This is a genomic window from Pseudomonas sp. Marseille-QA0892, assembly GCF_054950135.1.
On record NZ_CM143104.1, the window covers coordinates 1,691,691 to 1,705,993 of the forward strand.

At 59.9% G+C, this 14,303-nt stretch carries 14 protein-coding genes and 2 pseudogenes; 5 read left to right on the plus strand and 11 right to left on the minus strand.

Annotation, left to right across the window (positions count from 1 at the left end; genetic code table 11):
• Nucleotides 1-125 precede the first annotated feature (125 nt).
• Nucleotides 126-989: a methyl-accepting chemotaxis protein gene (locus ACY8D3_RS07825; protein WP_462384291.1), complete on the minus strand. Its 864-nt coding sequence runs from the start codon at nucleotides 987-989 to the stop codon at nucleotides 126-128.
• Nucleotides 990-1,028: 39 nt separating this feature from the next.
• A pseudogene (locus tag ACY8D3_RS07830) lies at nucleotides 1,029-1,757 on the minus strand (CHASE3 domain-containing protein); the annotation flags it as partial.
• A 650-nt stretch (nucleotides 1,758-2,407) separates the two neighbouring features.
• Between ACY8D3_RS07830 and ACY8D3_RS07835 the strand changes: the two are divergent.
• Both ACY8D3_RS07835 and ACY8D3_RS07840 read left to right on the plus strand, forming a co-directional pair.
• Nucleotides 2,408-3,295, plus strand: coding sequence for an NAD(P)/FAD-dependent oxidoreductase (locus ACY8D3_RS07835; RefSeq protein WP_462383104.1), 888 nt, complete (start codon nucleotides 2,408-2,410; stop codon nucleotides 3,293-3,295).
• A gap of 100 nt (nucleotides 3,296-3,395) precedes the next feature.
• Complete coding sequence (locus ACY8D3_RS07840) at nucleotides 3,396-3,587, plus strand: hypothetical protein (protein ID WP_462383106.1); 192 nt, start codon at nucleotides 3,396-3,398, stop codon at nucleotides 3,585-3,587.
• Nucleotides 3,588-3,695: 108 nt separating this feature from the next.
• Here ACY8D3_RS07840 and ACY8D3_RS07845 read toward each other — a convergent pair whose 3' ends face one another.
• The gene (locus ACY8D3_RS07845; RefSeq protein WP_462383107.1) at nucleotides 3,696-3,941 is read right to left on the minus strand and encodes a hypothetical protein; all 246 of its coding nucleotides are present in this window, start codon (nucleotides 3,939-3,941) and stop codon (nucleotides 3,696-3,698) included.
• Between the two features lie 101 nt (nucleotides 3,942-4,042).
• On the opposite strand from ACY8D3_RS07845, the gene ACY8D3_RS07850 reads away from it, so the two are divergent.
• A complete protein-coding gene (locus ACY8D3_RS07850; RefSeq protein WP_462383109.1) occupies nucleotides 4,043-4,243 on the plus strand; it encodes a DUF2905 domain-containing protein in 201 nt (66 codons plus the stop codon).
• Between the two features lie 53 nt (nucleotides 4,244-4,296).
• Here the strand turns inward: ACY8D3_RS07850 and ACY8D3_RS07855 are convergent, their stop codons facing one another.
• From ACY8D3_RS07855 to ACY8D3_RS07870, 4 genes are all read right to left on the minus strand, one after another.
• Nucleotides 4,297-4,551, minus strand: a complete 255-nt coding sequence (locus tag ACY8D3_RS07855) for a hypothetical protein (protein WP_462383111.1) — start codon at nucleotides 4,549-4,551, stop codon at nucleotides 4,297-4,299.
• 182 nt (nucleotides 4,552-4,733) lie between these two features.
• Entirely contained in the window at nucleotides 4,734-5,822 is a 1,089-nt protein-coding gene (locus ACY8D3_RS07860) for an SMP-30/gluconolactonase/LRE family protein (protein ID WP_462383113.1), read from the minus strand.
• A 176-nt stretch (nucleotides 5,823-5,998) separates the two neighbouring features.
• Complete coding sequence (locus ACY8D3_RS07865) at nucleotides 5,999-7,204, minus strand: GGDEF domain-containing protein (RefSeq protein WP_462383114.1); 1,206 nt, start codon at nucleotides 7,202-7,204, stop codon at nucleotides 5,999-6,001.
• Nucleotides 7,205-7,500: 296 nt separating this feature from the next.
• Nucleotides 7,501-7,983 (minus strand): SgcJ/EcaC family oxidoreductase, encoded by a 483-nt coding sequence (locus tag ACY8D3_RS07870; protein WP_462383116.1) that lies wholly within the window; start codon nucleotides 7,981-7,983, stop codon nucleotides 7,501-7,503.
• 363 nt (nucleotides 7,984-8,346) lie between these two features.
• Here ACY8D3_RS07870 and ACY8D3_RS07875 point away from each other — a divergent pair, with 363 nt between their 5' ends.
• Complete coding sequence (locus tag ACY8D3_RS07875; RefSeq protein WP_462383118.1) at nucleotides 8,347-9,093, plus strand: class I SAM-dependent DNA methyltransferase; 747 nt, start codon at nucleotides 8,347-8,349, stop codon at nucleotides 9,091-9,093.
• A 102-nt stretch (nucleotides 9,094-9,195) separates the two neighbouring features.
• Here ACY8D3_RS07875 and ACY8D3_RS07880 read toward each other — a convergent pair whose 3' ends face one another.
• The 3 genes and pseudogenes from ACY8D3_RS07880 to ACY8D3_RS07890 all read right to left on the minus strand — a co-directional run bounded on the left by ACY8D3_RS07880 (nucleotide 9,196) and on the right by ACY8D3_RS07890 (nucleotide 11,346).
• Complete coding sequence (locus ACY8D3_RS07880; protein WP_462384293.1) at nucleotides 9,196-9,825, minus strand: methyl-accepting chemotaxis protein; 630 nt, start codon at nucleotides 9,823-9,825, stop codon at nucleotides 9,196-9,198.
• Nucleotides 9,811-10,506, minus strand: a pseudogene (locus ACY8D3_RS07885) (PAS domain-containing protein); the annotation flags it as partial. The pseudogene ACY8D3_RS07885 and the gene ACY8D3_RS07880, both read right to left, overlap by 15 nt.
• Before the next feature lie 144 nt (nucleotides 10,507-10,650).
• On the minus strand, nucleotides 10,651-11,346 hold the full coding sequence (locus tag ACY8D3_RS07890; protein WP_462383120.1) for a GNAT family N-acetyltransferase: 696 nt from the start codon (nucleotides 11,344-11,346) through the stop codon (nucleotides 10,651-10,653).
• Between the two features lie 208 nt (nucleotides 11,347-11,554).
• On the opposite strand from ACY8D3_RS07890, the gene pmrG reads away from it, so the two are divergent.
• Complete coding sequence (gene pmrG, locus ACY8D3_RS07895) at nucleotides 11,555-12,286, plus strand: lipopolysaccharide core heptose(II)-phosphate phosphatase PmrG (protein WP_462383122.1); 732 nt, start codon at nucleotides 11,555-11,557, stop codon at nucleotides 12,284-12,286.
• Between the two features lie 111 nt (nucleotides 12,287-12,397).
• Here pmrG and mqo read toward each other — a convergent pair whose 3' ends face one another.
• A complete protein-coding gene (gene mqo / locus ACY8D3_RS07900; protein WP_462383124.1) occupies nucleotides 12,398-14,038 on the minus strand; it encodes a malate dehydrogenase (quinone) in 1,641 nt (546 codons plus the stop codon).
• Nucleotides 14,039-14,303 lie beyond the last annotated feature (265 nt).

Sequence of the window (14,303 nt, forward strand, 5' to 3'; positions counted from 1 at the left end):
GGCCGGCGCCGCCGGGCTTGTCTGCCAGGTCGGCGCCTGCCGGTCTATCGGTCAGGAGTTACTGTAGCCGACACAGGGCAGGTTGGCAGCCCGCGTGGATTGACGGGCTGCCAACTGCCTTTCTCTCAAACTTCGAATTGCGCGACCTGGCGATCGAGTGACTCGGCGAGTCGCTTGATCTGCTGGGCATTGGTGGAAGCCGTATCGATGGAGTGGCTATTGATCTCGGCCATTTGTGCGATGCGCTCCACGTTGCGTGCGACGTCCTGGCTTGCGACTGTCTGCTGGCGAAGGGCAACCGAGATCTGATCCACCACCGAAATGACACGCTCCGAGCCATCGCGGATCTGTACGATCGCCTGGTTGGCCGAGCCGGCCAGTTCCAGGCCCTGGTCAACCTGCTGAACGCCCACCGACATGCTCTGTACCGCGTCATGGGTGCCGGTCTGGATCTTCTTGATCATGTCGGCGATTTCTTGCGTGGACTTGCCAGTGCGTTGGGCCAGCAGTCGAACCTCATCGGCGACAACGGCAAAACCGCGACCCTGTTCACCGGCACGCGCAGCCTCGATGGCCGCGTTGAGCGCCAGCAGGTTGGTCTGGTCCGCAATCTCGCTAATGACGCTAACAATCGAGCTGATCTGCTCAGCATGCTGGCCAAGCGCAGAGATCTGTGCGGCTGAGCCCTGCACGGTCCCTGCGATCTGCTTCATGCTGTCCAGGGTCTTCTGGATGACTGCGCCGCCATCGTCAGACTGGCGCCCGGAGTCACTGGAGATCTGGTGCGCTTCATTGGCGTTGTCCGCGACGTGGTTGATGCTAACGGTCAGTTCTTCGACCGTGGCCGCCATCATCGATGCCGAGTGCGACTGCTCCTGCGCAGCCGACGCGAGTTGCTTCGCAGTGCTCGATATCTCGTCGCCGGAACGAACAAGCTCCTGCGCTTGCTGCTTGATCTGCGTGATCATCTCGCGTAGGCGGGCCTGCATGGTCACGAATGCGGCGAGCAGGGTGCCGACCTCGTCTCCGCCCGTTTGGCTAATCGTATTATTCAAGCGGCCTGCTGCAATTGCGCGGGACAGATCGACAGCCTGTTGCAGGCGTCGCTTGATGGAACCCGCAAGCCCGGTCGCGATGAACATGGCGCAGACGGCAGCGATCAAGCCGCCAATGTTCAATGTCCAAAGCGCGCTGCGCTCCGCTGAAATCATGGTTTCGCGCCGCTGCTGCATCAGCTTTTCTTCATCTGCAGAGACGTCCGCAAGGATTTTGCGCATGGCGTCCATCTTGGCCTTGTCGCGCCCCTCGCTGATGCGTTGCACCATGGCGCCCATGGGCTGCTGGCCGTTGCTGATCGCGCGGCGAAGCGCGAGCGTGGGCTCTACGTCTTCAGCAAGCCACTGGCGCTGCAGGGCCTTGAGCGAGTCAAGCCGCTGCTGCTGGGTAGGGTTGTCGGACGTGAGGTTCTTGGCCTCATTCCAGTTTTCGTCAAAACCATCGCGCCCTGCCGTCAACGGCTCCAGGAACGCATCGCGGCCCGTCAGCGCAAACCCTCGCATGCCGGTTTCGCTGTTGATGAGGCTGGTAAGTAGATCGTTGGATGCGTCCAGGACCGAGTAGGTATGGATGTTCCATGTCACCGCATCATCTACTTTGTGGAAGCCTTGACGGGCAGCGAACACGAGCACACAGATGATGAGAACAATAATGCCGAACCCGGCATAGAGCTTCTTGGCGATACTGAGATTGGAAAACATGCCGCAGACTCCGACTCGATATTCAACGGCGTCCGTGCCAAGGGGATTGATGGATAGGCTATCGCTCGATTCTGTAACAACTTTAGTACCGGTTAGCGCCTTTGATCGTGTTGGAAAACGCACGATAGGGCTGGCAGGCGAAACGCATCTCAAGAACGCCTGATCCCCGGGGAGCGGGGTTCTCCGTGTCAGTGCAGTTGGCTTTTTAGTCGCGACAATGGAAAAATTCCGCGCCTATTTGGGGCCGTACGGCTGATTATTTCCCTAAGGGCACCCGCTACGGTGTGTTTCGTTTGGTTCGAGAGGTGTGTGTGAGAAAGAAAAAGCCCGTTGACCCAGTCCGTCAGGCACAAAAGAACCTGGCCCATCGCATTGGCTGGGCGATAGCGGCAGCCGGTATCGTCTGCGGCTTCCTGTTGGTATGGCTTGCACCGGCCTCTTGAGGCACTGGCAGGGACCGATCGGCGTGCTCATCAACACGCAGCTCGACCGCAGCCCCTTCGCAGGGAAGCGTTCGGCGCATGCGTCGGTGGGCCATTCGTCTCCGTGAAACCGCTCCGGTCGACCTCCTGAGGTCCGCGTTATGTCCTATCGCTTAACAGCACTATCTGGCAGCCGCCGGATTGCTGCCAAAAGCGAAGAGGGTAACCGTGAGATACGACGTCATTATTGTGGGAGGTAGCTTTGCCGGTTTGTCCGCTGGGCTGCCGTTGGCGCGGGCGCGGCGACGGGTGCTGGTTATCGATGCGGGCTACCGGCGTAACCGCTTCTCCGATGTTTCACATGGGTTGCTGTCCAGAGACGGCATCCCACCGGAGGTCATTGCCTCTGAGGGGCGCTCACAGCTGCTTGAATACCCGACTGTTGACTGGCACGAGGCTGAAGTCACGAATATCACACGTGATTCGGCTGGCTTCGAAGTGCTTGATGCAAACGGGCAGCGGCATTTCAGTCAACTGATGATCATCGCAACGGGTGTCCTGGACGAGCTACCGGACATTCCTGGCATCGAAGAGCGCTGGGGCCGAAGCGTCTTTCATTGCCCTTACTGCCACGGCTATGAGCTCGAGCAGGGCGCCATTGGCGTACTGGCTACATCAGCCACTGCCATGCACCAGGCGCTGATGCTGCCGGAATGGGGCGAGACGACGCTGCTGCTCAATGATGCGTTCGAGCCTGATGCAGAGCAGTTGTCGCAGCTGAAGACGCGCGGTGTGCATATCGAGCGCGGCCCCGTTGCCCGGCTTGAGGGTGATCCAGTGGAGGTCTGCCTTGCCGATGGCCGACGCTTGCCGTTCGCCGGAGTTTTCGTTTCCCCACACCTGCATCTGTCGCCTCTGGTCGCGCAACTGGGCTGCGAACTCGAAGAAAGTACGCACGGTGTTCACATCCGCACGGACGCCCACAAGGCGACCTCAATACCCGGGCTCTTTGCGTGTGGAGACGGCGCCCGGCCATCCGGCTCCGTCCCGCTGGCCGTGGGCGACGGTGCGCTGGCTGGGCTTTCTGCCCACCGGGCGCTGATGTTTGGTTGCTGAGCGTCGCCTCCCGTCGAACGGTGGGGGCGACACGAAGCAGGACGTGAACAGTGAAGTCTCAAGGATAGGGGCCACTTGCGGCTCCGAATCGAGGTGACCTATGGCAGGCGAAGGCGAAAACAGCGTAAGCACACTCTGGGCAGAACCGGATGACCGCCAGACCGAGATGAGCGCGGGCGGTACTCCAGAGGACGACGGTCAACAGGAGTCGACCCAAGCCCCGGATGACGGGGGGCTGACGGAGGAAGATATGGAAATGTTCGAGGACGACCCAAGCATTCCGACGGAGTAGGCGAGGGTTGGATACGCTCCGCCCGTTGGCACATGCGGGCGGAGCGGTATTAATGCCGGAGGTGTATCGAATATGGCTGACGGCCTCGCATCGTGAGGCGGCGCTCACCTACCGAGACATGACCAGCAGCCCCACAACCATGAAGGTTGCGGCGGCAAAGATGACCTGGTTTTTCCCGGCGGGCAGGAAACGGTAAACCTTGCCTTTGCTTTGGGCGTAGATTTCACCGGTCAACGGGATGGCGATCGTGGCCGGCAGCAAGAACAACATGGTCAGCAGTAGAAACCAGCGGCGGCGATAGAACGGCACTTCGTCGTAGCACAGGCGGGTAGGCGCAAATCGTTTCGGATCCATTCCGAGCTTTCTTCCCTATCGAAAAACGTCGCGCATTCTAAATACGCCAGCGCACAGTTACTGCGAACCTCATTCCGTTCGCCACAGCGCGGGAACACATTATGGGCAAACTACTGATCATTCTTGGCATCGTCGCAATCATCGCCGGCCTGCTTTGGCCATGGCTGAGCAAATTGCCGTTTGGCCAGATGCCTGGTGATATTGCCGTCCGGAAGGAGAACTACTCGTTCTACTTTCCGATCACGACGATGATCATCGTTAGCGCCGTGATCTCGGCGCTAATGTGGCTCTTCAATCGTTGAAGACCATTGCCGCCAGCCGCCGGGTAGATGTCAGCGGCTTCCATGCACCGTTATCAGCGCTTGCCCATCGAGCGGCGGGTGCCACGAGGCGCAGGGCCGGGACGCTTGTCGTGGCCGGAAGTATCGCCGCGCTGATGCCAGGGCTTTTCCTTCTTGTTGGCCGGCGCGTAGGCCTCGGGCGAAAACGGGAATTGAAATGAGGGCACGGCAGACGATTTTGAACCGGACGCCGTTGGCTCGGGCGTAGACGGCTCACTGGCGGATTCCGTGGCGTTTTCGGAGGCGGTATTGGGGGGCGTGAGCGTCATGATCGTCGTGGTGTAGTGAGAGGGCGGCGCATTATAGAGGCAGTCCCAGCGAACCCGTTAACACCGCCTGGCGGCTATCGGCTGCGCCCATAGTGCAAGGGTCCTCTTTGAAGCCTTGGCAGCACTCTTCCCATCGTCGATCCCAGACGTGCCAGCGGCGCGGTATCCCGCGCCGCTTAGCCTTAACCCACCAACGTTGCGCCACGGGTATTAACGAACAGCGAATAGATGCTGTGGCTGCTAGCCATGAACAGGCGGTTGCCATTGTCCCCACCGAAACAGAGGTTCGCGCAGCGCTCCGGCAAATGGATATGGCCGATGGCCTTGCCCTCCGGGTTGAAAACCCGGACTCCGTCGAGCCCTTCTGGGTTGGCTTTTGGAGACCCGCTGCTCCCCCAGCCGCACCACAGGTTTCCGGATTCGTCACACTTGATGCCGTCGAGGCCACCATAATCAAAGGCTTCGATGTGCTGGCGGCGCTCTCCTAGCGTGCCATTGTCATTAACCGAATACGCCCAGATAAGACGGTTGGGCTTGGCGCGACCCTCAACGATGTACAGCGTTTTTTCATCCGGCGAGAAGCACAGCCCGTTCGGGCCGGCTATATCGTCGATCACGCGCGTCACTGCCTGTGTGTCGCCATCGATGCGATAGACGCCGTGCGGTAACTCAGGCTTGATCTTGTGGCCTTCGTAGTAGCCGCCCGTTTGAAACGGTGGGTCTGTGAACCAGATCGAGCCGTCGCGTTTCACGACGATGTCATTCGGCGAGTTGAAGCGCGTACCTTCGTAGTTGTCGGCCAGCACGGTAATCGTGCCGTTGTGTTCGGTTCGGGTAATACGTCTGCCAACATCCTGCGTTGTCGACCCTTCACAGGCGATCAGCCGGCCCTGACGGTCACGTACGAGGCCGTTGGAGTGGTTCGAGTGTTCGCGATAGACGCCCAGCGTCTGGCTGATCTCGTCCCAACGGACAATTCGATTATTGGGGATGTCGCTGACCAGCAGATAGCGGCCATCACCAAACCAGACAGGGCCTTCCGCCCAGCGAAGCCCATCTGCGAGCTTCTCGACGCTAGCATTGAAGACCCGTAGATCAAGGAAGCTGTCGTCCAGGATTTCGATGGCGGGATCGGGATAACGGTTGTTCAAGACCTCGACGGCGCCTGCCATACGCGGCATGACCGCCGCAGCGCCCAGAGCAGCGGAGCAGAGGAGGGACGACTTGAGAAATTGACGGCGACCACCGTCCTGAGGCGTTTCTTCGTTCATGACGTGTCCTTCTTGTTGTTGTTTACCGTCCAAGCGGTAGGCGCGTTATATGACGTATGACAACATTTGAAAAGAGATTGTTCGGGCTTGCCGTAGCCTGGGACGCGACAATGGCGGGTATTTATCGCCCCCCTCCGCGCGTTATTGGGTGAAGTTGTCCGACGACACTTCGTCGATCAGGAAGATGGGCGACGGGCGCGGCGCTCCGGGTGAGTAGCGCCCCCGATTTCCTTTGGCGGCACCGAGTCAGCGAGCCGGACGCTGTTGCGACCGCCGCGCTTGGACGCGTATAGACCGATGTCGCCTTGCTCGATCAACTCGGTCAGGCCTGCTGGTGGCTGATCGAAGAGGCTGGCGCCGATGCTGAGCGTGACCGGATCCGGCGTGGTGAAGCGTACCGCGCGTTCCTGGAAGCGTTCGCGCAGGCGATTGCCGACTTCGATCACCTGCGTCGCCGACGCGTTCTGCCAGAGGACGATGAACTCGTCTCCCCCCAAACGCGCGGCAAACGCGTCGTTTGGTACCGTCGAGCGGATGAGCTCGCCGAGTAACTGCAGGAGTTCATCCCCAGCGCCATGCCCATGGAGATCGTTCACCTGCTTGAAATTGTCGACGTCGATAAGAAGCAGACCGCCGGGCTTGGACGCGGTCACGGTGTCGACCAGACGCGGCGCGAACGCTTCCAACGCACGGCGATTGAAGAGCGACGTCAATGGATCACGCGCAGCGAGCTGCTCGATACGTTGTTCCCGTCGATATCGGACCGTTCCCGTCATGGAAAGGGCAATCAGCATGAGCACCATGACGCCCTCAACCAGCGAAATCTGAATGATCTCGCCGCGAAAGGCCGTCAGGTCAATAAGCGTGCCGGGCACGATACCGGGGATTGTCTTGGTGAGATAGAAGATCCCGTGCGCCATCAGCACATACCGCAGCTGGGCGGCACCCGTCGTCACGGACCGGCCCAGTGGTCTCAACAAGACGCTTGCCTTGATGGATATCGCCGCGATGATTACCGACTGAACGACCAGCATCGTCTTCGACCAGGACGGATCGCTCGGCAGCAGTAGCATACCGAGCCAGACGCCGAAAGCGAGATACCAGCGCTTGGGCACACGCGTTTCGGTAAACCGCGCTACGCCCAGCAGGAAAAGCCAGTGCACGACGATGAGCATGCCATTGGCACCCCATACGCCAATCAATGTCATGCCACTCATGCGCAATAGCGACAGCGTGCTGCCGACGGACACCAGCGCGAACGCGGCACTCCAGAGCACAAGCGATCGGTCACGGACCGTCAGCCATTCGATCGCCAGGTAAAACGCTGCGGCTGCCGCAAGGGCAACGGTCATGACGAGGAGGGTGACTGGATCGAGCGTCATGGTGTCAGGTCAGCAGCAGAAACGAGGAGAAAGAGCCTCGGCGGGGCGGTGGGAGGCCGGCGCGGAGTGCCACGGGCGTGTTATCGGCGCGGATTATAGGGACTTGAGGCGGCTTGTCGCGGGTTGTTTGTGTCCGTGCAGTCGAGCGCTGACGCAGCAGGATCCGATAGGCGTCGGCGGGCCGCTTCTGACCTGACAGTCACGGCTAACGAATAGTCGATTTCGACGCAGGTGGGTAGGCAGCGCGGTCTACAGATTCGTTGTCTGGACCGCGTCTGGCTTGACGCCTGCACTGGTCAGTTGAGCAGTGGCACGATCTCCGGCATCGCCGATGAGTGATGGCTGGTAATCAGCCATTGCCCCTGCTCTGGGAACCACCGGTAGGTGAATGTGTAGCGCGCCTTTACCGTGTGCTGATCTTCGAAGGTAAACGTGTAGATCCCTGCATCGAGCGCAGTGTTACAGTCGATCTGCACCATGCGTTCATCGACCTTGCCAGTGGGCTTCTGCTCCAGGAAGTGGACGAAGTAGTCCTTCTTTTCATCTTCGGTGCGGCGCGGCACGTTGGAAAGCGTCGGAAGTAGGATCGATTCAGGGGCGTAGTTCTCGACAACCTTGTTCGGGTCGCCCGTACCGAGATCGTCGTTCCAGCGCTCGAACAGCCCTTCGATTTCCTGTTCAGTCGCGGCGTGACATTGCTGGGTCTGGGGCTCGGCGGCCTGTGTAGTAAGGACAAACAAGCCGCTGAACGCAAAGAGAATGGGCAGCTTACGGTTCATGTGAAGGTCCTCTGGTTGGATCATCAACGACGCGCAGCGAACCACTATCATTTTTCGGTCACGCTTCTTTAACGACTTTTGTAACCGGGGCGGGATTCGTCCGGAGAGACGAGCGGCTAACGCGCCGCATAGAACCGATAATGGCGCGTTGTATAAGCGATGCGGCTGGTCTCAAGCGCGGCGTCATTCCTCAAACCGCTCAGAGCAACCCAGGGAACTGGCATTTCCGGCGTCAGCGCCAATTGAGCCCAAGCCTTGACTCACATCGGCCGGGCCAGGCGCCGCCCCCTGTCGTCAAATGTCATGGACCTGGGACGGGCTTCGGCTATGATGCGCGCCCCTCGTTATCCAAGACCTTCCACGATGCCCGGCAATGCCCTCTATACCGATCTGTCGGGTTACTACGATCTGATGTGCGCGGATATCGACTACCGTGCTCAGAGCCACTGTGTCCATCGCCTGCACACGCTATTTGGAAACGGCGGTACACGGCATCTGGATCTGGCGTGTGGTACCGGCCCGCATATCAGACATTTACTCGACGCAGGCTATAAAAGCGCAGGGCTCGACATCAATCGGCCGATGCTGGACAAGGCAGCGGCTCGTTGCCCGGAAGCCGTATTCAGCGTAGGGGACATGTGCGCTTTCGCAACGGACGTGCCTTACGACCTGATCACGTGCTTTCTGTACTCGGTGCACTACAGCGGCACCCTGGCCAGATTGCAGGCCTGCTTTGCAAGCGTTCATGCCGCGCTGGCCGGGGGCGGGGTGTTCTGTTTCAACGCCGTCGACAAGTCAGCCATCGACAATGCGCTATTCGTTTCGCACACAGCTACGCACCCGGACGGGCTGTTCACCTTCAGTTCTGGCTGGAGTTACCCCGGCGAGGGCGAGCGGCAGTGGCTGAAGCTTCGTATCGAAAAGACGTCTGCCAGCAACGAAAAGCAGCGCTGGAGCGACGAGCATCCTATGGTGGCTGTTAGCTTCGACGCGCTGCAAGAGCTGCTGCGACCGTACTTCGATGTGCATGTGCTCGAGCACAGCTATGAAAAGCTGGTGCCGTGGGACGGCGTGTCCGGCAACGCATTGCTTGCGTGCATCAAACGCTGAGGTCAGCGATGAGCTCGGTAGGGCCCTGCACGCACCGATGGCGAAGTGGAGCGAGCGTCCGGGCGTTGTTCATACGTGACAGTGCGCCCGGGTCAATTGAAGTCAAAGTTCCTTGGCAAAACGCCCCACTGCGCTGACGACCTGTTTTGCTCCGTCCTGAATTTCCACGATTACCGCCCCGGCCTCGCTGGCCAGTTCCAACCCCTGAACCGCCTGTTCGCGGCTCGCAAACATGTTGCGCACTGCCTCGTCGGCAAGTGCCTGGTTTTGTTGCACCACGGTGACAATCTCTTCGGTCGCTGCGCTGGTACGGCCGGCCAGCTGCCGAACTTCATCCGCTACCACGGCAAATCCGCGGCCTTGCTCACCGGCGCGGGCAGCTTCGATGGCCGCGTTGAGTGCCAGCAGGTTCGTCTGCGCGGCGATGCTGCCAATTGTCTCCACCATTGAGCTGATCAGCAGGGACTGTTTGCCAAGGGCTTCGATTCCATTGGTCGCGAGTTCCACCTGCTCGGCAATTCGCTCCATGGTGACGAGCGTGTCCTTGACTACGCTCGCGCCGCGTTCGGCGCTGCCGTCGGTCTGCAGCGAAATGTCATAGGCGACGCCTGCTGCTTCTCGCACCTCCAGCTCTCGAGCGACCTGAGCCGAAACCAATGTCGCGAACTTGACGACCTTGTAGAGTTTGCCTTCGGTGTCATGCACCGGGTTGTAGGTCGCCTCGAGCCACACGTCCCGGCCATGGCGGTCGACACGCTTGAAGCGCGCCGCCACGTACTCGCCGCGATTGAGCTTTTGCCAGAACGCTTTGTAGTCCGGCGACGCTGCTTCTTCACGGGTGCAAAACATACTGTGATGCTTGCCTTTCACCTCTGGGAGCGAATAGCTCATCGTCTGCAGGAACTGATCGTTCGCTGTAACGACGGTCCCGTCCAGGTTGAACTGGATGACGGCCGTCGAGCGCAGCAGTGCGGCGATGAATGCCTCGTTTTCCTTGGCCTGATTGACCGCTTCGCTGATGTCGCTGCCGTAGCCCTGTACGTGCGAAAGCTGGCCGTTGGGCCCGGAAATCGGATACCAGTGCATCTTGATCCAGGCGAGACTGCCGTCGGCGCGTAGATAGCGGTAGTTGTCACTGACCGGCTCCAGCTTCGCCACGGCTGCGCGAAAGTTGTGGAAGCAGGGGAGCGTTTTTACATACGACGGTACGACCTCGGCGTGCGGGCGCCCTTGGATCGCGTCGCGTGAGTAACCCAGGGTCTTGATGAAGCGGTCGTTGAATGCGGCGAGGGAAAAATCCTTGTCGAGCGTGACAGTGATCATGTCACTGTCCATTTTGCTCAAGAGCTGGCGCAGGGCTGCCAATTCGGCGTCCTTCGCCTCCAGTTCACTCTTCAAGCGCTTGTTAAACATTCTTGGGCCTCACGCCTCGCTGCAATGAGTCGGTATATCGGCCGTTAGGCGCTCTACTTTAGATGTTTCAGCAATAAAAGCCGGAGTGAGTTACGTCTACAGGTGCCACGAAAAGCCTCGACTGTCGGGCGTTTGCGCATCGGATCAATGCACCCGGCTCACCGCGGCTGAGGTCTCTACGAGATGACGGGCCTGCCGGGCCAGCTGGTCAAGCAAACGGTCGCGTTTTCGTTCGGCGTCGCCCATGGCCCCGGCGCCATGTTGTTGCACAAGATAGGTATGGATTTGCCTGACTTCCTGGGATTGGAAGATGGGCTCCAGATCCTGTATGGCCAGGGCGCCGTTGGAGGGCTGGCTGCGCGTGTTCATGACGACCTGTGGCCCCCTCGCCGACAAGGGTTGAAACCCCAGCGCCTGGAAATACGGCACCTTTGCAGCCACACAGGCCGTCTCGGCATGGGGGTAGCGCGTCACGATCTGCTCGACCATGGCGCGGCCGATGCCTTGACGGCGATGGCTCGCGATTACGGCCATGTAGAGCAGAGCGCACACGTCCGGCGAATCGATGGCAGGCAGGTACAGCGCGAAGCCGAGCAAACGTGCCGGATCGTCGTCGTCGAGCGCCATGATCAGCTCGGGCTTGCCTGCCTGCGCACCGTCCATGCTGTCGATATAGCGATGCACTTCGAGACCGACGACGTACTGGTACAGCGGGTAAAGCGGATTGCTCGGCGTCAACGCCACTGCGCTGATGTCAGTGAAATAGTCCACCACCATCTGCAATACCTGGCTCTTCATGGATTCGGGCGGCGGTGTATCGAGGTGGGTGAGGGTGAACATGGGCGTTCCGGTGCAGAGGGGAGTCGCATAGTGTACCGGGCCGTGCTGGTTGGTCGGGAACTTCGACTTTGCCGATCGGGAAGCGCCCGGCCATGTTCATGAAGCTGTAGCTTAGGGTGGATACGCTTCGCCCTGTTCGCACTCTGGATAAAAGCTGGGGTTCGCCAATGGTCCACGCGGCTCCACTACAATTCGAACACGAGGCCTCATGTCCCAGACGTACTTCTTGAGTTCAGCGCAGCGGTGGTGGGTAAAACTGTCCTCGGCCAGGCGTAAATACACCTTCGCAGCGGTTCTTGGTGCTGTGTTCGGCGTCGCATTGGTTGCGTTTTTACTTCATCCACCCGAGATAGCTGACCTTTCCGAGGAAAGCCGTCACGAGCTCCCCGACCTGCTAGCGCAATGGGACAAAGGCAATGTGATCGTCCTGCTCAGGCATCTGGAACGCTGCGACAAGGAAGACTCCCCTTGTCTGGAAGGTACCGAAGGGATCACGGCGCGCTCGGTGGGTATAGGCCAGCTTCTCGCGGACAGCTACACGCGGCTAGGCCTTGCAAACACCACCATCCTGAACAGTCCCCTGACCCGTACGGCGCAAACGGAATCGATCGTCTTTGCCGACGTCGGTGCGGACATGAACTGGCTGTATGAGTGCCGCAACACGATGTTGAGCGACGCCCTGGCCCATAAGGCGCCTGGTAAAAACCTGGTACTGGTTACGCATAGCAGCTGCATCGAAGCGTTCGAGCAGGCGCTTGGCTATGACAGCGATACACCAGCCTATGGCGCCTCGCTTTTCTTTTCCGCTGACGCGCGATCTGGCTCGTTGCGGGTCCTTGGCTACCTTGATGCGGATGACTGGGACATTGCAGTGGGCCCGTCGTCGACGAGCGTGGCAAATCGCGACCGCCTGCAAACTGAAGAGGGCGGCGTCCTGTAATGGCGGGTGCCCCGCTTTGATTGTGAAGGTGCACCCCGCTGGCCGTCAGATACAGGAAAGCCACGAACCAAGGTCCGTGGCTTTCGTTTTTCACGCCTTCCTTGCGGAGCGTTACAGCGCCATATCGTTCGCTGGCGTGCTCTTCACGGGGGCGGCTTCGATGGGCTCGGCCACAGCGGCGCCGTCGATCACCGGCGGCTTGCGCAGCTGGAGCACTTCCGCGGTGTAGTTCCACTCCTTCTGTACCGCTTCCGGCGAGTCGTTCAGCTTGGTGCCATAGCTCGGTACGATCTGGCGGATCTTGTCCTGCCATTCCGGCGTAGCCACCTTCTCCTTGAACACCTTCTCAAGCACGGTCAGCATGATCGGCGCGGCGGTCGAGGCACCTGGCGATGCGCCCAGCAAGGCAGCTACGGTACGGTCTTCGGACGCGACGACCTCAGTGCCCAGCTTCAGAACGCCACCCTTGTCAGCATCACGCTTGATGATCTGGACGCGCTGGCCGGCTTGCCACAGGCGCCAGTCTTCCTTCTTGGCATGCGGGAAGTAGGTTTGCAGTGCCGCGAAGCGATCATCATCCGACTGCATCAACTGGCCGGCGAGGTATTCCACCAGCGGGTACTGGTCGATACCGACGCGCGTCATCGGCCAGATGTTGTGGGTGGTCATGCTGCTAAATAGATCAAGCAGCGAGCCGTTCTTCAGGAACTTGGTTGAGAAGGTCGCAAACGGCCCGAACAGGATGACACGCTTGCCATCGAGCACGCGGGTATCCAAGTGCGGAACGGACATGGGTGGCGCACCGGTCGAGGCGATGCCGTAGGCCTTGGCCATGTGCTGCTCGGCCACTTCGGGGTTGTCGGTCACCAGGAACGAACCGCCAACGGGGAAGCCCGCATATTCGTTGCCTTCCGGGATTCCCGTTTTCTGCAGCAGCTTCAGTGCGCCGCCACCTGCACCGATGAACACGAACTTGGCGTCCGTACCGTACTCGGTGTTGTCCTTCAGGTTCTTGTAGGTGACGCGCCAGGAGCCATCGTCATTGCGGGTGATGTCCTTCACTTCGCTGGACAGCTGAAGGTCAAAGTTTTCCTTCGACTTCAGGTTGCCAACGAGCTGGCGCGTGATTTCGCCGAAGTTCACATCGGTGCCCAGCGGCGACCAGGTGACGGCCAGCTTCTGGTTCGGGTCGCGGCCTTCCATCATCAGCGGGACCCACTTTGCGATCTGCTCGTGGTCCTCGGAATACTCCATACCAGCGAACAACGGGCTCGCCTTCAGCGCCTCGAAGCGCTTCTTCAGGAAGGCAATGTTGTCATCACCCCAGACGAAGCTCATATGTGGCGTGGAGTTGATGAAGGAGCGGGGATTCTTCAACACGCCCTGGCGTACCTGCCAGCTCCAGAACTGGCGGGAGATCTGAAACGACTCGTTGATCTCGATCGCCTTGGAGATATTGACGTTGCCGTTCTCGTCTTCCGGCGTGTAGTTCAGCTCGGCCAGCGCGGAGTGGCCGGTACCGGCATTGTTCCAGCCATTGGAGCTCTCTTCGGCGACGCCGTCGAGGCGTTCGACCATCTGCATGGTCCAGCCTGGTTCCAGCTCGTTCAGCCACGTGCCCAGGGTGGCACTCATGATGCCGCCGCCTATCAGCAGGACATCGACTTTCTTCGCCTCTTCGGCATGCACGTTCGGCAGCGCGGCTGCGCTTATTGCCAGCGCCATCAGCGCCTTGTTCATCTTCTTCAGCATTGCGTCTTCCAATAAAAAGTACGATTGCCCCCGGTGCGCGTTGTCCGCGTGTGATGCGTGCATTTGTAAGGCGAGCGACACTGCCGTGAGGCCAAAACGCAGCCACTACGGTTCGGAGGTGACGTGACCTCGCATGTACGTTCTCGCGGGATTTTTATTGGAATGCAGAAGAGGGTGCTGGCGCTACGGCGAGGCGTTTCTCACCGCGTTGGCGACGGCACCGGTACTGGCCTGAAGGCATTTCGGAGCGGTTACTCGGACAGCC